The sequence below is a fragment of the Devosia sp. CAU 1758 genome (assembly GCF_054482695.1).
The window spans coordinates 664,904-684,761 of record NZ_JBTLRJ010000002.1 but is presented as its reverse complement, the minus strand read 5'-3'; the positions used below and the strand labels follow the sequence as shown (position 1 = coordinate 684,761).

Here is a 19,858-nt window from a genome sequence, read left to right as displayed (position 1 = left end):
CCCGCCCCTGGGCATTCGTAGCCGGCAACCGCTAAAAGGGCAGTTGGCCACGGGGTTTCCGGTGGAGATATGTGAGGAGAGTAGGAGGTTGGCATCGACCCGTGAGGATCTCGTCGGGGCTGCTTCCTTCCGGACCTGACCCGGTTGGCGAGGAACACGTCCGCGCCAACCTCCCGGCGCCTATATGCGAATTTATGAGCCACGATGCAAGGGGGCCCGATCTGTCTGGTGCGCCTTGCTGGGGCTACACCGGCTCGCTCGCCTTGTCCCTTGTCTGCCAGGCCCCGTCAGTCCATTCGCGCACTGTCACGGTGATCTTCTCGCCAATGTCGATGAGGTTATAGGCATTGGACTCGCCACGCAGGCGCGTGGAAATGGCCGAAGAAGCCTGCGCAATAAGGATGGGGGCCACGGTGGATTTGCTTAGTCCTGTGGGTTCCCCTTCGCTGGCCGCCTGCTGGCCATGCTTGCGCACATAGGAAAGGTGAAAGTGGCCGGAAAGGACGAGCCTGACGCCAAGACCAGCGAAGGTCTCCAGCGCGTCATCGGCCCGCTTCACGCGCTTGGTCTTTTGCATCATTGGCTCAGTGGGGAATAGCAGCGGATGATGCGCAACGATCACCCGCACTGCATCTGGGGAGGCATGACTGAATCGTTCGGCAAGGTCTTCAAGCTGTCCCCGCGAGATCGTCCCATGTCCCCAGTTCCACTCTAGCCGGGCGCGGCGCGATGTACGCATGCCCACCAGCGCCACGCCGCCCATTTCGAGGAACGGCTCCAGGTCAGGCGAAATGTAGCGCTTGTAGAGCCCATAGGGATTGAAGAAGCGGCGGAATATATTGACCGCCGGTACGTCGTGATTGCCGGGCACGGCAAAGACCGGCGCCCTCAAAGTGTCGAGGAATTCCCGCGCCTGCTCGAACTCTTCCTTGGTACCGATCTGGGTAAAATCGCCGCTGGCGACGATCAGGTCCGGATGCTGCGCATTGATGTCGTCGGCAAAGCCCTCGGCCAAAATCGGGTCATGATGACCGAAATGCAGGTCGGAGATGTGGAGGATTTTCATGCCGCCTCCACAGACGCTTCCGCTTCGGCCGGGACGATCACCGACAATGCCCTAGGCCTGATCGTGAATCTGAGAGGGGTCTGAAATGTTTCCACTTCCCCATCGAACATCACCTTGATCAGCGACTTGCGCGTATTGATCGTCACCGAAGTAATGCTTTCCACCGACAGCGCCTCGTCGTCCCTCCAGTGTCCCAGAAACATGCCACTCACCAGGCGGATGAAGTCGCCTGCGGTGAAGTGCTTGAGGATGTAGAGGGTCAGCGTACCCCGATCCAGGCATTGGCGCGAAAAGAACTTGCCGAGGCCCTCGTCATAGGCGTTGCAGGCGACAGCCATGGCCTGCACCCGTTCGACGCGCTGTTTGCCGTCACCTGGGTCAATGGCGACCGCCAGCCGTCTTGTGCGGGCCAGCCGCCGGAAAAAATAGCGCAGAAACCCAAGCTTGGCGGCTGCCGTTTCGTGGCCGCGCAGATGCTCGCGTCCTGCCGCAAGGCCGGGGATGAGTCCTATGACAACCTTCTGCAGAAACACCCTTCCATTGACTTCGGCCACATCGATCCTCTGGCTGGCTCCGGTCGCGAGCGCCGCCACCGCGCCCGCCAGGTCGAGCGGAAGGTGCAGGTCCTTGGCCACGGCGTTGAACGTGCCAAGAGGCAGGATGGCAAGGTCCTTATCGGTATCGAGCAACGCCCCCGCCAGGGCTGTGATGGTGCCGTCGCCACCGGCAGCCACGATGATCTGCGCCGGGCCGGCTACGGCATCGGCGATCCGCTCCATCAGGTCACGCTCGCTATTGGCGTCGATTCTGGCGCTCATGCCATGCGCCTCGAACAGCGCGCCGAGCGTTTCGGCGGTGACGCCGAGGGCATGAGCGGTCCCCGAATTGGCATTGAGGATCACATGATAGAGCGGTTCGGTCATGTCGGGGCGGGTCCAAAATCACGGGAACGGGCCCTTGCGCAACGCACCTGCGCCGCGGTCGTTGCGTTCCCTGGGATCAAACTGCTGCTCTGGGGAGTATTAAAACCCGAACCGGACCGCGCGTCATGCCCTCAGGCCTGATAACCCTCTAGCGTTTCGAGCAGTTCCCGGAAAACCATGGGGCGGGCAAAGAGCCAGCCCTGCGCGAATTGCACGCCCAGTTCCCGCAGCATTCTGGCCTGTTGCTCGGTCTCTACGCCTTCGGCAATCATCTGCAGGTTGAGCGATTTTGCCATGTCAATGATATGCATGATCACGCTGCTGGTGGCGGCGCCCGTGCCCAACGAGTCCACAAAGGATTTGTCGATCTTGAGATAGTCGAGATCGAACGCCTCCAGCGATGACAGGCTCGAATAGCCGGTCCCGAAATCGTCGATGGCGACCAGGACGCCATTGGCGCGCAATTGCCGGATGACTGGGCCGGCCTTGTCTGGATCGGTAAAGCCGCGTTCGGTCGCTTCAACCAGAAGATTGCGGGATCCGGCCCCGGTACGCTCGGTCAACTGGTCAAGCAGGCGCAGCGTACCCTCGTTTTCCAGGTCCGATGGGGACAGGTTGATACCGATGTGAAAATTCGAGTGGCGCTGGAACAGATTGGCGGCATCGCGCGACACCAGTTCAACCACCCGCTCGGTGATGCTACCGATAAGGCCGGACTCCTCGGCGGCGGGAATGAACAGGTCCGGTCGCACCATTTCTCCGCCCCGCCGCCACCGCAGCAGGGTTTCGGCGCCCACCCAGCGGCCGGTTTCGAGCGCGACGATGGGCTGATAGACCACGAAAAATTCGTTGCGGCGCAGGCCGGCCTTTATCACATTGGGCAGCGCGCGCTGCTGGCGCACCAGATAGACAATGGCCAGCGCCAAGATTGTGCCGGCCACGATGCCGACGGGCAAGGCGACCAGCGCAACGCCCTGGATGCGTTGATTGAGGTGAGCAACGGGCAGCGCCACGACCGCCCCGATGAGATAATTGGTCGAGGGCGCAACCACCACCAGACTATCCCCCTCGATGAATTGCTGCACGACGCCATCGGCGCTGGCCGTGATCCAGGCGGGGTCGATCGGGCCGCGTTGCGTCAGGATATCGCCGGTCGTCTGCGAATAGGTGGCCAGCGACACATCGGGCACATCCACTGCCGTATCGATGGGCAAGTCCTTGTGGATGATGGCTGCATATCCAAGAGACTCAACTACCAGAAAGCTCGAGCCCTCCGCGAATGGCAGGGTGACATTGAGCCGGATCTTGACGCCGGACGACTGCAGCGCGTCCACCGGCCCCATGGGCAGGTCGGCGCCGCTGAGCCCCAGCGAGGAGCAGATGAGTTCTTCGCCCTCGATGCGCCCCACGGCCTGGATATAGCTCGACGACAGATCGATATGGCGCATCAGCGCCATGCTCTCGGGCCCGCATCCATCCACATCGCCCAGCCTCGCCAGCCGGCTGATACCGATCAGGATCTGGTCCGAGGTGCCCTCGGAACGGCGCAGTACTTCCTGAGCATAGCCCATTGCGCGACCGAATTCTGCATTGGTCGCCTCGCGCCCGGCAATATAGACCGATAGCACAACCGGCACGAGGATCGCGGCGAGCGCCGCAACCAGTGTGCCGATCAAGACGATGTGTTTTCTGACAGCCGGCAAGGTGTTCGTCCCCCGGTGGCGAATACCCAGTCAACTACAGCAACAATATTGATAACTTCCTATGTCGAAGGAAATCGTATTCCCGCAACCGGGTCGGGAGCAAGCGCCCTGGGCGGGTGCACCAGCGTCACCAGCACCACCGAGATCAGCATCAGGAGGTACCATGAGACAAGCTTTTGAAGGCTGACTAACGACCAGCCATTGGCCTGATCGGGGTATATCCAAGCCCGGCTCCAAGTGCCGATATTTTCCGCGACCCAGATGAACAGCGCCACCAGCAGGAAGGCGAGCAGCATCGGCATGCGGTGGGAAAAGCGGGACACCCGGTAGTGCAGCCAGCTGCGGCCATAGAGCAGGGCAATGACGCTAAGCAACACCCAGCGGAAATCGAAGACATAATGATGGGTGAAGAAATTTACATAGATCGCGAGGGCCAGAAGGGCGGTCATCCACACGGGCGGATAGCGCGTGAAGCTGATGTCGAATATGCGCTGGATGCGCGCCATATAGCTGCCCACGCAGGCATACATGAAGCCCGAAAACAACGGCACGCCGCCCAGCCGGAAGAGCGCCTCCTCGGGATAGATCCACGAGCCCATTGTGGTCTTGAACAATTCCATCCCGGTGCCGACGAGATGGAAAATCAGGATCACCCGCGCTTCTTCGAGCGTTTCAAGCCGCGTGAGGATCATCCCGGTCTGGATCAGCAACGCGGCGACAAACCAGAAGTCATAGCGATGCAGGCCGATTTCGGGCCACCACAGGCGCGTGACCAGGATCATCCCCAGCATCAACCCGCCAAACAGGCACGCCCAGGCCTGTTTGAGCCCGAACACCAGGAACTCGATCAGCCCGTCCGCGACCCGCCCGCGCGGTATCCGGGCCAACACATCATGCGCCCCCCGGTCGATCGCGGCTTCTACACTCGTGAACCGATTGGCCATGCCCACCCTTGCCCGAACCACCCCGGCTGTTTATGCCCTTTGGAAGCGCGCCGAATTGTGGCGCACGTCTAACACGGAGCTCGACTTGGCCAAACGTCGCCATCCGACATCGCTGCGCACCTCGGGCGAGGACGTCGCCGTATCGCGCAAGGCGCCAGATACGCCGCAGACGCGCAGCGCCGCCTATCGCCTGGCTTTTGCCGACGATGAATTCATGACCTCGGAGGACACGCGCGGCGTCCGCTTCCAACTCGAATATCTCAAGCCCGAGTACCGCCTGCGCGAGCATGGCATTAACTCCACCGTGGTGCTGTTCGGCGGGGCCCGCATTCCCGAACCCGGCAAGCCGGCCTGGGCGGCCAAGAACGAAACCCAGCGTCGCAATCTCGAGGCAGCCTCGCGCTACTATGACGAGGCACGTAAGTTCGCGCAGCTTGCCTCGCAGACTTCTGCCTCGCTCGATTTCAAGGAATTCGTCGTAACCACCGGCGGCGGACCGGGCGTCATGGAGGCCGGCAATCGCGGTGCCGCGGACATGGGCGCGCCCTCTATCGGCCTCAACATCGTCTTGCCGCACGAGCAGGCGCCCAACCTCTATGTCACCCCAGAGCTCTCCTTCAACTTCCACTATTTCGCCACTCGGAAAATCCATTTCCTCATGCGCGCCAAGGCGGTGGCGGTGTTCCCGGGCGGCTTCGGCACGCTCGACGAATTCTTCGAGAGCCTGACTCTGATCCAGACCGGCCGCATGGACCGCATTCCCATCCTGCTATTCGGCCAGGAATTTTGGACCAAGGTGATCAATCTGGAGGCACTGGCCGAAGCGGGCACCATTTCTCCGGACGATCCTGACTTGTTCACCGTGGTGGATACTGCGGAGGAAGGCTGGAGCGTGGTTCGCCAATTCTACAACCTGCCCGAAACCGGCGATCCAGCAGTGCCGGGGGGCGAAGCTCCAGGCTGAACCGGCTAGCCGGCCCGCTTGCCGCCGGCGCTCTGGTTGGCGAGACCGCTGATCGTGGCGCGGAGGGCTGCGGGCTTAACCGGTTTGGTGACCACGGCAATGCCCCGATCCTCGGCCAGCGCCCGCACGGCGGGGCTGCGGTCGGCCGTGACCAGCGCCGCAGGGAGATGCCCGCCCAGATTGTGCCGCAACCACTCGATGGCATCGAGCCCCGATGTCTGGTCGAGGTGGTAGTCCATCAGCACCAGGTCCGGATACCACCCTTCGAGCAGCCGCTCGCGGTCGATCTGCTTAAGCGACAAAGCCGTGCGCACATCGCATCCCCAATGGCTCAGCAACCCTTCCATGGCTTCGAGAATGGCCCGTTCATTGTCCACGCACAGCACCTTGAGGCTCAGCGTGCCAAAGCCGGGCTCGGCAGGGCTCACAGTGGTTTCGCTCGCCGGTCGCACATTGCGCACCGCCGGCAGATAGAGCGAAAACCGCGAACCTGATCCTTCCCGGCTGTCCAGCTCCAGCGTCAGTCCCAGCGCCGTCACAAGGCGCTGCACGATGGACAGCCCCAATCCCAGCCCCTGAGCCATGCGGGCGCCGCGTTCGAGCCGCGAAAATTCAGCAAACACCAGCTTGTGCTGGTCCTTGTTGAAGCCGATGCCAGTATCGATCACGTCGAGCCGCCAGCGATTGCCGCGCCGGCGCAGCCCCACCAGTACCTTGCCGCCCACCGGCGTATATTTGATCGCGTTCGACACCAGGTTCTGCACGATGCGGCCCACCAGCGACCGGTCCGCCAGCACATTGGCCCTGGTCCGCACGATGCGCAGGGCGATGGAGCGCTCGCGCGCCATGGGGCCGAACTCCACCTCGGTCTTCTTGAGCAGGTCCTGCGCCTGGATCGGCGCCGGGGCCGGCTTCAGGGCGCCGCTGTCGATGCGCGAAATATCGAGCAGCGCCGACATGATGTCCTCCACAGCCGTCAGCGAGGCCTCGATGGAATTGGCCAGTTCGGCAAAGGTCGTCGATTTCGCTCGCTCGATCAGCGTCGAGGTATAGAGCCGCGCCGCATTCAGCGGCTGTAGCAGATCGTGGCTGGCAGCGGCCAGGAACCGTGTCTTGTCGTGGTTGGAAGCGTCGGCCTTGGCGCGCGCCACCTCTAGTTCCGAATTGACCTGCTTGAGAGCTGCGGTGCGCTCCTCGACGCGGTGTTCCAGCGTCTGGTTGACCTGTTCGAGTTGCTGCTCCGCCCGCACCCGCGCCGTTACGTCCGAAATGCTGACGACCAGCCCGCCATCGGGCAGGCGGCTCGAATGGAATTCCAGTGTCTGGCCGGCATCGCCCATGCGCTGCGTCACGCTTGTGGGCGCGCCTGTCAGCACCTTTATCCGCTCGATGGCCAATTGCGCTGCATCGCCCGCACCCAGGTCGCCGCGCTCGGCCATATAGAAAGCGATGTCGAACAGTGCCGAGCCAGGGCGCACGAGATCGTTAGGCAGGGCCAGCAGGCCGTCATAGCGCTGGTTGGACGCGACCAGCCGCAGCCCGGCATCGAACACGGCGACGCCCTGCGGTATGTGGTCCATGGCCAGGGTAATGGACCGGACGGGATCGTGGTCGAGCAAGGTCATGGCGAAATGCGCCTGGGTTCTGCTTGGGCGTCTGGTCCTTATCGGCCCGCCGCCCGCGCCGTGCAAGACCGCCATTGGACCCATTGCAATTGCACCCAAAGCCCGGCATTCGTTAAATCGGGTTAACTGTGCCTGCGGCCAGGGCTTGGTCATGGGGAAAATACGAGAGGGAAAACATGAGCGTGTTCAAGGAATTCCGGGATTTTGCCGTCAAGGGCAACATGATCGATCTGGCCATCGGCGTTATCATCGGCGCCGCCTTCGGAGCGATCGTTTCCTCCATTGTTGACGACATCTTCATGCCGCTCATTGGCCTTGTCATTGGTGGCATCGACTTCTCCAACCTGTTCGTCGTGCTCTCCAATCCTGACAACATCCCGGTCGCATCGGTTGCCGCGGCCAATGAAGCCGGTATTGCCACGCTCAATATCGGACTCTTCATTAATGCCGTGGTCAAGTTCACCATAATTGCCCTGGTGCTGTTCATGGTGGTCAAGGGTATAAATTCCATGAAGCGCGAAGCGGCCAAGGAACCGGTGGAATCCTCACCCGCCCCATCCAGGGAAGAGGTCTTGCTGACCGAGATCCGCGACGCCCTCCGGGCCGGCAGCAAGAGCTGACGCGGAAAGCCGGCATCTATGCTGATCTTATTCTCCCCGCGATGGTAGGAAAATGGTCATTGACGTTTAGTGAAGAAGAAAATATACCTATTGTGTAGGTAGTCGATCCTACGCAATCCGCGTAGTCCTGCGTATCGGACAGAGCGACCACTTAGAGCAAACTACACTTGCGAGACACCTGGGCAGAGGTGCAGCGGCGGCGAGGCTTTGTGTCCCGCTGAGCGGAACGTTGCGTGCTCAGGCTTGTCCGGTTCAGTTGAACCTGCCGGAAGGGGCGATGGCATGAATACGCACACCTATTACCACGCATTCCTCAATCGAGACCGTTTGGTCCACGTCATCGATCCCGATCCGGGAACCTGCGAGGCGCTCAGCGTGCTGTTTCGCCTTGAAGGTTTCCAGACCACTTTTTCACTGGAGCCGGCGCATTTCACCGCCGCCTTGGAGCGGCGCCGACCCGATGTCGTGGTCGCCAACCTTGAACAGGGCGAAGAAAGCGGCCTCGGGATCTTGCGGCGAGTCAAGGCTCTGCGCATCGGCACCCCGGTGGTGATGCTGGCCAATACGCCGCAGCTCGAAGCCGCGGTCACGGCCATGAAATTGGGCGCCACCGATGTGCTGTCGCGGCCCATCGACAGCGAGCTATTGCTCACGGTCATCCGCGATGCCTTGCGCAAGGACGTGCATCTGGGCGCCATGCATGCCGGCAGCCGCCCGGTCGAGGTGCGGGGCTTTTCCCAGCTCACCCCGCGCGAACGCGAAGTTTTGCAATTGATCACCAATGGCCAGTCCAACAAGGAGGCGGGCCGCGAACTGGGTATTTCCCCGCGCACCATCGAAGTGCATCGGGCCCGGGTCATGGAAAAGCTCGGCGCCCGCAACACCGCCGATCTGATGCGGATTGTGCTTACTTCGTAGCCGGTCCGTAGGATCAATCGCTCTAGTGGAGCGATTGAAGGCAAGAAGGCCGCGAGACCTACGGTCGAGTGGCGAGGTAGCGTGCCCAGCGCCGCTCGCTGGGGCGGAACCGGATCATTTTCCGTTGCGATTGCGCCATCCGCTCCATCGCCCCCTCGCCCCTCAGGGCAGAGGGGTGCGAACCCCACTGGGAAGCGATGGACATTGGCCCACCCGGTCCCTCATTGGGGATGGGAACAATGGTGCTTGGTGAGCAGCCTATCGGTTCTCACGCTGGCGCCAGGCCGCGAACTCCTCGACGAACCCGTCCTTGGTCCTGGGATAGAGCCCGATGATCGGGGTCCCGGCCTTGACCTTGTCGACCACGAAATCCTCGTAGGCCGTCATTTCGACCGCCTCGTCGGCAATCTCCCGGGCAATGCCCTGCGGCACCACGATGACGCAGTCGTCGTCGCCCACCACGATGTCGCCCGGAAACACCGCCGCATCGCCGCAGCCGATTGGCACATTGAGATCCAGCGCCTCGTGCAGGGTGAGATTGGTCGGGCTGGACGGCCTAGTGTGATAGGCGGGAATGTCGAGCTGGCTGATGGTCGCCGCGTCGCGGAAGCCGCCATCGGTCACCACCCCGGCCACGCCGCGCACCATCAGCCTAGTGACGAGGATATCGCCGGCCGAGGCCGCCCGCGCATCCTTGCGGCTGTCCATCACCAGCACATGCCCCGCTGGGCAGCTTTCCACGGCCACGCGCTGCGGATGTTCGGGATTGCGGAACTCGCTAAGCTGGTTGCGGTCTTCGCGCGCCGGGATATAGCGCAGGGTGTAGGCCGGACCCACCATGTTGACACCCTTGCCCCTGATCGGGTGGACGCCCTGGATCACCTGGTTGCGCAGACCGCGCTTGAATAGGGCTGTTGCCAGCGTAGCGACCGAAACGGCCATGAATTTGTTGCGCAGGGCCTCGTCCATGGCGGACCTCCTTGGTCAGGTGAGCTGGTTATCGGCAATGAAGGCGTTGAGCTTGGCCTGCTGACTGCTGGTCAACGGCCAGGCCGAGGGCGGGCGGGTCGGCCCGCAATCCCGATCAAGCGCCTTGAGCGCAGCTTTGACCCCGGTAACATTGGTCCCGTTCATTTCTTCGGCCCTGATGTCCTCGAAGGCCCGCATGCCGGCGATCAGACCGTTGGCGCCAGCATAGTCGCCTGCCTCGAGCGCGGCATGGATGGCCAGCGACCGCTCCGGCCAGACATTGATCAGGCCTGAGGTGAAGCCGCGTGCTCCAACCGCATAAAAGGTCGGCGCCCAGACCTCCGCCAGCCCGCCGACCCAGACAATGGACGGATCGCATGCGGCCTTGGCTTCGGCGAGTTTGAGGGGATTGGGCGTTGCCCATTTGACGCCCTTGACCTGGGGCAGGGCGCAAAGCTCTGCAACAGCCTTGGTGCCGATGGCGTCATTGCGCAGATAGAGCATCATCGGCAGTCCGTCGGAGGCGTCGCCAACGGCCTTGAGATAATCCACTATGCCGCGCGGCGAAACAAAGGGGTCGGGCGGCTGATGCACCATGAGCGCCGTCGCGCCCGCCTTGGCCGAAATCCGTGCCAGCTGACAGGCATCACGAATGCCGCGGCCAATCCCGGCCAGCACCGGCGCCCGTCCATCCACCAGTTCCACCACCGCCCGCACCATGGTGGACGCTTCCTCGCTGGTCAGCGCATAGAATTCCCCGGTATTGCCATTGACCACGGGCATATGCAGCCCCGCGCCCAGCGCCCGGTCCACAATAGGCGCGAGCCTGCCCGGCGCGACATCGCCCTGTTCGTCATAGGGGGTCACCAGGATGCCGGAAATGCCGGTCAGGGCCTGGTCGAGGGTTAGGGGCATTGCTTGAGCCTCATCCTAGAATATATCCGGTTCGCCGGCGGCCGGGCCGAAATCGCGTTCGAGAAAATCGAAATCGCAACCCTTGTCGGCCTGGGTGACATGCCGGGAATACATCCATCCCCAGCCACGCTCGAAATGCGGCGCCGGTGGCATCCATGCGGCGCGGCGGCGCTCCAACTCATTCTCGGCCACCAGCATGTCGAGCCGGCGATTGGGCAGGTCGAGGCGGATGGTGTCGCCCGTCCTGAGCAAGCCGAGCGGCCCGCCGATGAAGCTTTCGGGAGCCACATGGAGCACGCAGGCGCCATAGGAGGTGCCCGACATTCGCGCGTCCGAGATGCGCAGCATGTCGCGATGCCCCTGTTTGATCAGCGCCTTGGGGATGGGCAGCATGCCCCATTCGGGCATGCCGGGCCCACCCTGCGGTCCCGCATTGCGCAGCACCAGCACATGGTTCGGCGTCACCTCCAGATGCTCGTCGTCAATGGCCTTCTTCATCTCCGGATAGCTGTCGAACACCAGCGCCGGTCCTTCATGCACCCAATATTTCGGGTCGCAGGCCGCTGGCTTGATTACCGCGCCATCCGGACAGAGATTGCCGCGCAGCACTGCCAGCGATCCTTCATGATAGACCGGGTTGGAAAGGGGCCGGATGACATCGTCATTATAGACCACCGCACCCTTGAGGTTCTCGCCGACTGTCCGGCCATTGACCGTTATGCAGCTGGTGTCGAGCCGCTCGCTAATCTGGCTCATCAGCGCCAGCAGCCCCCCGGCATAGTAGAAATCCTCCATTAGAAAGTCCTTGCCCGAGGGCCGGACATTGGCGATCAGCGGGGTCACCCGCCCGAGCGCATCCAGATCATCGAGCGTAAACTTCACCCCGGCCCGCCGCGCCATGGCGATCAGATGCACCACTGCATTGGTCGAACATCCTGTGGCCATGGCGATGATCGCGGCATTGCGCAGCGCGGCGTCGGTGACAATCCTGTCGGGCGTTAGGTCCTCCCAGACCATGTCGACGATCCGCCTTCCGCAATCTGCCGCCATGCGGCTATGGCCCGCGTCCACCGCCGGTATCGATGAAGCGCCCGGCAGCGTCAGTCCCAGCGCATCGGCAATCGCGGTCATGGTGGAGGCCGTGCCCATGGTCATGCAGACGCCGGCCGAGCGGGCAATGCCGCCCTGCAAACCGCGCCACTGCGCATCGCTGACATTGCCGGCGCGCCGCTCGTCCCAATATTTCCAGGCGTCCGAGCCCGAGCCCAGTGTCCCTCCGGCATAATTGCCGCGCAGCATCGGCCCAGCCGGCAGGAAGATCATCGGCACCCCGGCGGTGATACCGCCCATCACCAGGCCTGGAGTGGTCTTGTCGCAGCCTCCCATCAGCACCACGCCGTCGAGCGGGTGCGAGCGGATCATCTCCTCGGCTTCCATCGCCAGCATGTTGCGATAGAGCATTGAGGTGGGCTTGGTGAAGCTCTCATCCACCGACAGCGTCGGCAATTCCACCGGGAAGCCGCCCGCTTGCAATACGCCGCGTTTGACCGCCTCGACGCGCTCCGGAAAATGGCTGTGACAGGAATTGAGCTCGGACCAGGTATTGAGAATGCCGATCACCGGCTTTCCCATGAAGTCATCCTCGGAATAGCCAAGTTGCATCAGCCGCGAGCGATGCCCGAAACTGCGCAAATCGTCCGGCGCAAACCATCGGGCCGAGCGCAGATCAGCGGCGGTCTTGCGCGTGCTGTTGGCCATTTACTCCTCCACCAAGTCCCGCTTTGTGTATGCGTATTCAGTTCGCAGTGTCAATATGCCGAGGCGGGCATATCATCACATTAGCAGCCACAACTTGACAAATGCGCCGCCAATATCGCAAAGTCATGTATGCGCATACATTGCGTAGACGAGGCGGTTCGGGCAGGAGGATTGCCCGCCGTTCAATGAAAATGCCGCCCGTGGCGGCTTGGGAGGACCACATGACGATGAACCGTCGTACGATTCTTGCTGCCCTTGGGGCTGCCCTGCTGGTGTCGACGCCGCTCGCGGCACAGGCTCAGAACCTGCCTGGAAACATCCGCATGGTGATCGGCTCGACCTCGACAGGCGGCGACACCTATCAGAATTCCGCGATCGTGGCCGAAGCCCTCTCGCAGCATCTGGGCGTCAATATCAAGGTTGATCCGGTCGGCACCAGCGAAGGCCTCAAGGCGCTTGAGCGAGACGCGCGCGGCACCACCATCATGCTGCATCACGACCAGATCTACCTGTCCTACCTCTACGGCGTGCCAGGTAATGACGATCCCTTTGCCAATTTCGTGGTCGGACCGACCGTCGCCATCAATCCGGGCGACAGTTTCCTGGTCCCTGCAGATTCGCCCTATAAAAGCATGGAAGACATTCTGACCGCAGCCGAGAGCGGCACCGAGATCCGCGTCGCCATCCAGCCCGGCGGCGTTTCCGAGATCGGCTTTACCGCCATGCGCAATGCCGCCAAGGTCCGCGCCCCTGGTTCGGAAGCCAATATCGTGCCCGTCAACACCGGTTCGCAGGCCGACAAGAACCAGGCCATGTGGGACGATCTGGCGGACGTGATCAATGGCTCGATCCAGGCCAATGAGCAGTTCACCCAGCTTCCCCCTGACGATCCGAAGGCCATGCGCTTTGTGTGGATTACCGCCCGCCCGGCCACGCTGGAACAGGCGCCCGAGGCAGGCATGGGGGCCACCACCCGCGCTGACTTCCTGCAATATGCCAGCCCCGCCACCAGCGTGACGCTGGACGGCACCGAGGACTTCGCCTTCGATAAGGAGTTTTTCCTGCTCTACAACAAGGACATGGATCCCGCCTTGATGGATGCTATCGACACCGCGCTCGAGGAAATCTATGCCGCAGGCGAAATTCAGAAGCGTCAGGCCGAAGCCTTCTTCATCCCCAACTATCTCCCGCGGGCCGAGGCGCTTGAGCACCTGAGCGCCAAGAGCGAGCGCATCGGCGGCATTATCGAAGAACTCAAAGCCGACTAACCTCTTCCTCTCCGCGGCCCGACTGGACCACCGGCCGGGCCGTCTCACCTCACCTTCGGAGATCGGTCAATGAGCGACCTCACGCGCGTGGAGATCGACTTCGCGACCTCCCATCTTGTCTTCCCCACCCTTATCGGCATCATCCTGCTGGTTCTGGGGGCGGCCATTCTTGTCACCCAGCGCCGTGAAGTCCTGGGGTCGCGCACCATGTGGCGCGAAACCTTTGCCCGCATGGACAAGCTACGCTTCTTTGGCGCACTGGTTCTGACCGTCCTTTATTTCACCCTGATGGTGCCTGTGGGCAATATCTGGCCCAATACCGGGATGGGCTTCCTGCTCTGCTCCATCCCCTTCGTGGCGCTGACCGGCATGCTATTCATGCATGAGCGGACCCTGCGCGGATTGGTGCCAGTGTTCATCGTCGCTCTCGCCGGACCCATATTGGTCTGGTGGCTGTTCAGCGACATCTTCTTTCTCACTCTGCCCTGAGCGGGAGGCGACGACCAAATGGACTTTCTCGGGCTTATCTCGCCGCTCTTTGTGCTCCTCGCTATCGGCGGCACGCTGGTCGGCATCATCTTTGGCGCCATTCCGGGCATGACCGCCACCATGGCCGTCGCCATCTGCCTGCCGCTTACCTATTCACTGGGTCTTGAAAATGGACTGGCGCTTTTGCTCGGACTCTATGTCGGCGGCATTTCTGGCGGACTGGTGCCTGCCATTCTTCTAGGAATCCCGGGCACGCCATCTTCGATCACCACCTGCTTTGACGGCTTTCCCATGGCCCAGCGCGGCGAGGGCGAAAAGGCCTTGCGCATCGGCATCGTCGCTTCACTCGTGGGCGGGCTGATTTCGCTGGCTGCGCTCTATTTCTTCGCACCGGCCCTGGCCGATTTCGCCATCCGTTTCTCCTATGTCGAGAAATTCCTGATCATCCTCTTTGCCCTCACCGTCATGGCTGCGCTGTCGAGCAATATGCTGCTCGGCATCTTCTCGGGCTTCCTGGGCATTTTCGTCAGCCTCATCGGCGTCTATGACGTGACCGATGGGGGCAATGGCCATTTTCGGCTCATCCCGCCCGGCACCGACTACTGGCTCGAAGGCGGCTTCTCGTTACTGCCGGTTCTGATTGCCCTGTTCGGGCTGGCCGCCATTCTGGAGGAGGCCGAAAAGGGCATGCCCAAGGGCATGTCGATCAGGCGGATCGAAGTGGGCACGCGATCGCGCTTTTCCTTTTCGGTATTCAAGGGGCAGATCGTCAACCTCGTCCGCTCCTCGGGCATCGGCACCTTTGTCGGAATCTTGCCCGGGGTCGGCGGCTCGGCCGCGTCGATCCTTTCCTATACGGCAGCCAAGACCACCTCCCGGCATCCCGAGCGCTTTGGCAAGGGTGAACCGGCCGGCATCATGGCCTCGGAAGCAGGTAATAACGGGCTCACCGGTGGCGCGCTGGTGCCGCTGCTCTCGCTCGGCATTCCCGGCGACAGCACTACCGCGCTTCTGATCGGCGCCTTTGCCCTGCAAGGCATTCAGGTCGGACCACTCTTCATCGGCAATAACGGCGATACCTGGAACGCCATGATCCTGGCCATGGTCATCGCCAACCTCGCCATGTTCGTCATGATGTATTTCGCCATCCGCTGGTTTGCTCTCGTCGTGGCGGTGCCCAAGCACATTCTTTATCCGGTCATCCTGATGATGTGCGTCATCGGCGCCTACACCATCAATTACGGCATCATGTTCGATGTCTGGACGCTGCTGATTTTTGGCGTGTTCGGCTGGCTGGCCACCAAGCTCCGGCTCGAGGTTGCTCCCTTCATCATAGGCTTCATTCTCGGGCCCTCGGCGGAGATTTACTTCGTCAAGAGCCTCGAATCGTTCGGAGACCTCACCATCTTCTTCACCAAGAGCTGGATCGCCGTGCTGATGTGGGTCCTCATCATCGGGTCGGTGGCGCTGTCCATCCTCATGGCGCGCAGGAACCGCATACCGGGGGGCGCTGTCGAGTGACCCCTTGGCGGCCCAGCGAGCAATCTGTAAGACCTAGCCATGGCAGGCCGTACCCGAGACCCAGCGCAGAACCGCCGCAGCAGCGGCGTTACCATGGCCGAGATAGGGCGGCTCGCCGGCGTCTCGCAAGTGACGGTGTCGCGTGCCCTGTCCTCGCCCGACAAGGTCTCGCCCGAAGCCCTCAAGCGTATCCACGATGCCATTGCTCGCACCGGCTATGTGCCCAATGCTGTGGCGGGAGCGCTGGCGTCGAACAAATCCAACCTGATTGCTGCGCTGGTCCCCTCGGTAACCAACATTGTCTATTCGAGCATGCTGCATGCCTTCTCCGGCATCATGTGGGGGCACGGCTACCAGATCATGCTCTCCGAAACCGCTTTCGATCTCGAGCGTGAGGAAAAGGCGATTGCCACCCATCTGTCGCGGCGGCCTGACGCAATCCTGCTCACCGGGGTGCGCCATGGTCCCGGCGCTCGCCGGATGCTGCTCAATGCCGGAATACCCGTTGTCGAGGTATGGGACATTTCCGACACGCCCATTGATTGCTGCGTCGGCTTTTCCCATACCGCTGCCGGGACCGCAGCAGCCGACTTCGCTGTCGGGGCGGGCTATCTCCATGCCGCCACCATCACCGCAGGAGATGATCGCGCGCAGCGTCGGCGCGACGCCTTCGCCACCCGCTTTGCTGCATCGACGAGCACAGATGTCACCAGCGTCGATTTTGGTATTTCGGCCTCGCTCGGCCTTGGCAGGCAGGCACTGGCACAGCTGCTGAACCAAGCCCTGCGTCCCCGGACAGTGCTGTTCTGCAGTTCCGATCAGTTCGCCCAAGGAGTGCTGCTGGAAGCCGCTTCTCGAGGTCTTTCCGTGCCGGGGGATCTCGCCGTCATCGGTTTCGGTGACCAGGACTTTGCCGCCGACACTGAGCCGGCCCTGACCAGCATCCGTATCGACCGGCACAGGCTGGGGCAGGTCGCGGCCAATGCGATCCTGAGCCGTTTCGGCAGCGACGAGGCCTTGGGCCCGGTGCACGATTTGGGGTTTGAACTGATCCGCAGAAAATCGGCCTGACGCGCGAAGGCGTGAGTTTAGCCGCCCAGATTGGGCAGCGTCAGGTCGCCGCTGGTCAGCTTGCTGGCTGTGATGGCCGGATTGGCACGCTCGCGCGGCAACTCCAGGCTCGTCCACACGCTTACCAGCGCATGCCGCAACTCGAAGATCATCTCGTCGGTATGCAGCGGCGTTGGGGTGATGCGCAACCGCTCTGTGCCCTTGGGCACGGTGGGGTAGTTGATCGGCTGGATATAGATATTGTGCTTGTCGAGCAGCATGTCGCTGGCGGCCTTGACGGCGCGGGCATCGCCCACGATCAGCGGCACGATATGGGTCTCGGTCTCCATCACCGGCAGGCCGGCATCGGCCAGGATCGCCTTGGTCAGCCGCGCCTGGCGCTGCTGCATCATCCGCTCCTGTCCATTGCCTTTCAAATGCTCGATGGAGGCGCGGGCAGCGGCGCAGAGCGCCGGGGGCAGGGCGGTGGTGAAGATGAACTCGGGCGCATAGGAGCGCACCGCGTCCACGATCGAGCGATTGGCCGCAATATAACCGCCCATCACGCCAAAGCCCTTGGCCAGCGTGCCCTCGATGATGTCGATACGGTCCATCAGCCCGTCGCGCTCGGCAATGCCGCCGCCGCGCGGACCATACATGCCCACCGCATGGACTTCGTCGATATAGGTCAGCGCCCCGAATTCCTCGGCCAGGTCGCAGATTTCCTTGATGGGGGCAACATCGCCATCCATCGAATAGACGCTCTCGAAAGTGATGAGCTTAGGCCGCTTGCGATCGACCTGGCTCAAGAGTTCGCGCAGATGCGCCACGTCATTGTGCCGGAAGATCCGCTTTTCCATGCCGCTCTGGCGCACGCCCTGGATCATCGAGGCGTGGTTGAGCTGGTCCGAGAAGATCACGCAATCGGGCAGCAGCCGGGCAATGGTCGAGATCGAGGCCTCGTTGGATACAAAGCCCGATGTGAACACCAGCGCCGTTTCCTTGCGGTGCAGGTCGGCCAGCGAGCGCTCCAGCTCGATCAGCGGGCGGTTGGTGCCCGAGATATTGCGCGTGCCCCCGGCGCCGACGCCCATCGCGCCGGCGGTGTCCTGCATGGCCTTGACGACCTTGTCGTGCTGGCCCATGCCCAGATAATCGTTGGAGCACCAGATGGTGATTTCGCGCGCATTGTCGGCATCGTCGCGATAGAGGGCGCGGGGAAAGCGGCCGGCAATTCTTTCGAGGTCTGCGAAGACGCGATAGCGCTTCTCTGCCCGCAGCGTATCCACTGCATCCTCGAAAATACCGCGATAGTCCATGAGAGCCAATCCTTTGCGAGCGCTGGGACGGCGGGGCAGCCGAACCATGCTCCTTATGCCCTACCTAATCCCCGACACGCCGCATTGACATAGGTCAATTCGACGCGCTGGCGCAGCTAACCCCTTATGCGCACAGGGGGCAGCCAGCAAACTTGAGAACTATTCTAGGGTAAGCCGCCCTGTCTGCCAACTGCGGCTTGTGGGCTCCATGCTCGGAACTTATGGCACGCGTCCCAGGTGACAAGAGCAGTGCTGGTTAACCGGACCTTTTAGTCCTTGTTGATAGATTGAACGGACTGCGCTTAGATCAACGCGTCCTGGGAGGGATGTGGGGGGAGTTTTAGCGTGAAGAGTTTTTCGTCTTCGAGTTTCGCCGGCCAGCAGACCGATGCGCTGGCCCTGGCGCGTGCAGCGGTCGAGCGCAATCCGCAGGCCCTGTTCACCGATTTCCAGTGGTTTCTCTACGAGGGGCGGGACACGGTGTTCTTCACCGCCTTTTCCACCCAGAGCTACGACAAGGACGGCATGGCCAACATGGTGGCCGAAATGATCGCCCTGGCGCCCCAGCTCACCCATGGCTATGTCGGTGCCCAGCCCGGCCAGCCCTTTCCCAAGCACATGCTCGACGCCATCACCTCGGTGGAGATGGTCGACGATTTCGATGGCTATCCCGACAAGTGGCTGGGCAAGTCGTCCGATATTTTCGAGCGCAAGGATCTGCCGCTGTTCCGCGTCATGGCGGCGGTGCGCCGGGGCGGTCCCGACGCCCAGGGGCGCGCGGCCATCCTCCAGGTGCGCTCCAGCCACGCGCTTCTGGAAGGGTCCGACTCGGCCCTGCTGACGCGCTCGGCCTCTGCCGGACACGGCGTGCAGTCCGACAAGTCAAACAAGCTGCCTTGGCGCGATCGCTTCAAAAGCGCTTTCCGGGGCGGCCTGACCACGTTCATCTACCTGATCCTGGCCAATATCCTGGCCCCCAAAGAGAAGCCCTGGGGCTTCCGCACTCTGGCCATCGAGCGCCACCGCCTGCGCCAGTTGGCCAATAAGCTGGGCGTCCGCCAGCGCTCTCTGATGTTCGCCCTGGTGACCCATGCGCTCAATGGCGAAGGCGCCGAAAAGCACATGAGCAAGAAGGTGATCGGCGCCAATTACACCATGCTCGACACCAGGCGGAACACCAGCGACGACGACTTCTTCCGCGTCCGTGCCCTTGAGGCCAAGTTCACCGTCATGGACGATTTCGTCGATTACGTGCGCGCCGTGGACAACACCGTGGCCGGCATCGAACAGAAAGACATCACCTCGTTCCAGATGGTCATCAATTCCATGTTCAAGGCCATGCGGGCAGTCAATCGGGTCTTCCCCTTCCTGCCCAACAAGCGCTTCTGGCGCTTCAATGGTGGCACCCATATCGTGCTGACCCTGGTGCCGCCGCACCGCACCTATGGCCCCCTGACCCATGGCATGGTCGAGCCGCTCTACTGTGGCGCCTGGCACACCGAGGTCAATATCTGCACCTTCTGTCCGGGCCGCGATTACGTGACCTTCAATTTCTCCATGGAACAGCGCCATCTGGAAAATGTGGACAAGGTGATGTCCCTGCTCGAAGAGATCGAGCGCCGCGACGTCACGCCTCACACCATGGCACCTGCGGTCGAGCGCCTGCACTAAAGCTATCCGCGGGCGAGATGCTTCGTGTCCGGCCCGGATTCGTCCATCACGACGAAAGTCTGAGGTACGTACACCAAGCGGGACTTGCCCGGTTCGTGCAGGTGCGCTTATCTGTGACGACAGCCCCTGATTTGC

At 62.2% G+C, this 19,858-nt stretch carries 17 protein-coding genes and 1 other RNA gene; 8 read left to right on the top strand and 10 right to left on the bottom strand.

Features of this window, described 5'->3' with window-relative positions; all coding sequences use genetic code 11:
- Nucleotides 1–79 precede the first annotated feature (79 nt).
- The 5 genes from ffs to ACXYMS_RS09335 all read right to left on the bottom strand — a co-directional run bounded on the left by ffs (nt 80) and on the right by ACXYMS_RS09335 (nt 4,636).
- An RNA gene (gene ffs, locus ACXYMS_RS09355) (signal recognition particle sRNA small type) lies at nt 80–175 on the bottom strand.
- A 69-nt stretch (nt 176–244) separates the two neighbouring features.
- On the bottom strand, nt 245–1,066 hold the full coding sequence (locus ACXYMS_RS09350) for a metallophosphoesterase family protein (RefSeq protein ID WP_458905676.1): 822 nt from the start codon (nt 1,064–1,066) through the stop codon (nt 245–247).
- The gene (locus ACXYMS_RS09345; protein ID WP_458905674.1) at nt 1,063–1,989 is read right to left on the bottom strand and encodes a diacylglycerol/lipid kinase family protein; all 927 of its coding nucleotides are present in this window, start codon (nt 1,987–1,989) and stop codon (nt 1,063–1,065) included. Before ACXYMS_RS09345 ends, ACXYMS_RS09350 begins: the two co-directional genes overlap by 4 nt.
- A 131-nt stretch (nt 1,990–2,120) precedes the next feature.
- Nucleotides 2,121–3,692: an EAL domain-containing protein gene (locus ACXYMS_RS09340; RefSeq protein ID WP_458905673.1), complete on the bottom strand. Its 1,572-nt coding sequence runs from the start codon at nt 3,690–3,692 to the stop codon at nt 2,121–2,123.
- 59 nt (nt 3,693–3,751) lie between these two features.
- Nucleotides 3,752–4,636 (bottom strand): DUF817 domain-containing protein, encoded by an 885-nt coding sequence (locus ACXYMS_RS09335; protein WP_458905671.1) that lies wholly within the window; start codon nt 4,634–4,636, stop codon nt 3,752–3,754.
- 85 nt (nt 4,637–4,721) lie between these two features.
- Here ACXYMS_RS09335 and ACXYMS_RS09330 point away from each other — a divergent pair, with 85 nt between their 5' ends.
- On the top strand, nt 4,722–5,600 hold the full coding sequence (locus ACXYMS_RS09330) for an LOG family protein (RefSeq protein WP_458905669.1): 879 nt from the start codon (nt 4,722–4,724) through the stop codon (nt 5,598–5,600).
- Between the two features lie 5 nt (nt 5,601–5,605).
- Here ACXYMS_RS09330 and ACXYMS_RS09325 read toward each other — a convergent pair whose 3' ends face one another.
- Complete coding sequence (locus ACXYMS_RS09325; protein WP_458905667.1) at nt 5,606–7,225, bottom strand: ATP-binding response regulator; 1,620 nt, start codon at nt 7,223–7,225, stop codon at nt 5,606–5,608.
- A 176-nt stretch (nt 7,226–7,401) separates the two neighbouring features.
- Between ACXYMS_RS09325 and mscL the strand changes: the two genes are divergently transcribed.
- Together mscL and ACXYMS_RS09315 are read left to right on the top strand one after the other, a co-directional pair.
- On the top strand, nt 7,402–7,845 hold the full coding sequence (mscL, locus tag ACXYMS_RS09320; protein ID WP_458905666.1) for a large conductance mechanosensitive channel protein MscL: 444 nt from the start codon (nt 7,402–7,404) through the stop codon (nt 7,843–7,845).
- A 282-nt stretch (nt 7,846–8,127) separates the two neighbouring features.
- The gene (locus ACXYMS_RS09315; RefSeq protein ID WP_458905664.1) at nt 8,128–8,763 is read left to right on the top strand and encodes a response regulator transcription factor; all 636 of its coding nucleotides are present in this window, start codon (nt 8,128–8,130) and stop codon (nt 8,761–8,763) included.
- A gap of 258 nt (nt 8,764–9,021) precedes the next feature.
- Here the strand turns inward: ACXYMS_RS09315 and ACXYMS_RS09310 are convergent, their stop codons facing one another.
- From ACXYMS_RS09310 to araD, 3 genes are read right to left on the bottom strand one after another with little or no spacing between them, the layout of a single operon-like run.
- Nucleotides 9,022–9,732, bottom strand: coding sequence for a ribonuclease activity regulator RraA (locus ACXYMS_RS09310; protein ID WP_458905663.1), 711 nt, complete (start codon nt 9,730–9,732; stop codon nt 9,022–9,024).
- A 15-nt stretch (nt 9,733–9,747) separates the two neighbouring features.
- Complete coding sequence (locus ACXYMS_RS09305) at nt 9,748–10,647, bottom strand: dihydrodipicolinate synthase family protein (protein WP_458905661.1); 900 nt, start codon at nt 10,645–10,647, stop codon at nt 9,748–9,750.
- A 15-nt stretch (nt 10,648–10,662) separates the two neighbouring features.
- Nucleotides 10,663–12,405 carry an L-arabinonate dehydratase gene (araD, locus tag ACXYMS_RS09300; RefSeq protein ID WP_458905659.1) on the bottom strand — a complete coding sequence of 581 codons (1,743 nt, stop codon included), beginning with the start codon at nt 12,403–12,405 and terminating at the stop codon, nt 10,663–10,665.
- A 227-nt stretch (nt 12,406–12,632) separates the two neighbouring features.
- Between araD and ACXYMS_RS09295 the strand changes: the two genes are divergently transcribed.
- From ACXYMS_RS09295 to ACXYMS_RS09280, 4 genes are all read left to right on the top strand, one after another.
- Complete coding sequence (locus ACXYMS_RS09295) at nt 12,633–13,673, top strand: type 2 periplasmic-binding domain-containing protein (protein WP_458905657.1); 1,041 nt, start codon at nt 12,633–12,635, stop codon at nt 13,671–13,673.
- Nucleotides 13,674–13,742: 69 nt separating this feature from the next.
- Nucleotides 13,743–14,162 (top strand): tripartite tricarboxylate transporter TctB family protein, encoded by a 420-nt coding sequence (locus tag ACXYMS_RS09290; RefSeq protein ID WP_458905656.1) that lies wholly within the window; start codon nt 13,743–13,745, stop codon nt 14,160–14,162.
- 18 nt (nt 14,163–14,180) lie between these two features.
- Nucleotides 14,181–15,683 carry a tripartite tricarboxylate transporter permease gene (locus ACXYMS_RS09285; protein WP_458905654.1) on the top strand — a complete coding sequence of 501 codons (1,503 nt, stop codon included), beginning with the start codon at nt 14,181–14,183 and terminating at the stop codon, nt 15,681–15,683.
- A gap of 39 nt (nt 15,684–15,722) precedes the next feature.
- Nucleotides 15,723–16,754, top strand: a complete 1,032-nt coding sequence (locus tag ACXYMS_RS09280) for a LacI family DNA-binding transcriptional regulator (protein ID WP_458905652.1) — start codon at nt 15,723–15,725, stop codon at nt 16,752–16,754.
- A gap of 17 nt (nt 16,755–16,771) precedes the next feature.
- Here ACXYMS_RS09280 and hemA read toward each other — a convergent pair whose 3' ends face one another.
- Nucleotides 16,772–18,052 carry a 5-aminolevulinate synthase gene (gene hemA / locus ACXYMS_RS09275; protein ID WP_458905650.1) on the bottom strand — a complete coding sequence of 427 codons (1,281 nt, stop codon included), beginning with the start codon at nt 18,050–18,052 and terminating at the stop codon, nt 16,772–16,774.
- Between the two features lie 345 nt (nt 18,053–18,397).
- On the opposite strand from hemA, the gene ACXYMS_RS09270 reads away from it, so the two are divergent.
- Complete coding sequence (locus ACXYMS_RS09270) at nt 18,398–19,723, top strand: hypothetical protein (RefSeq protein WP_458905649.1); 1,326 nt, start codon at nt 18,398–18,400, stop codon at nt 19,721–19,723.
- Nucleotides 19,724–19,858: the final 135 nt, after the last annotated feature.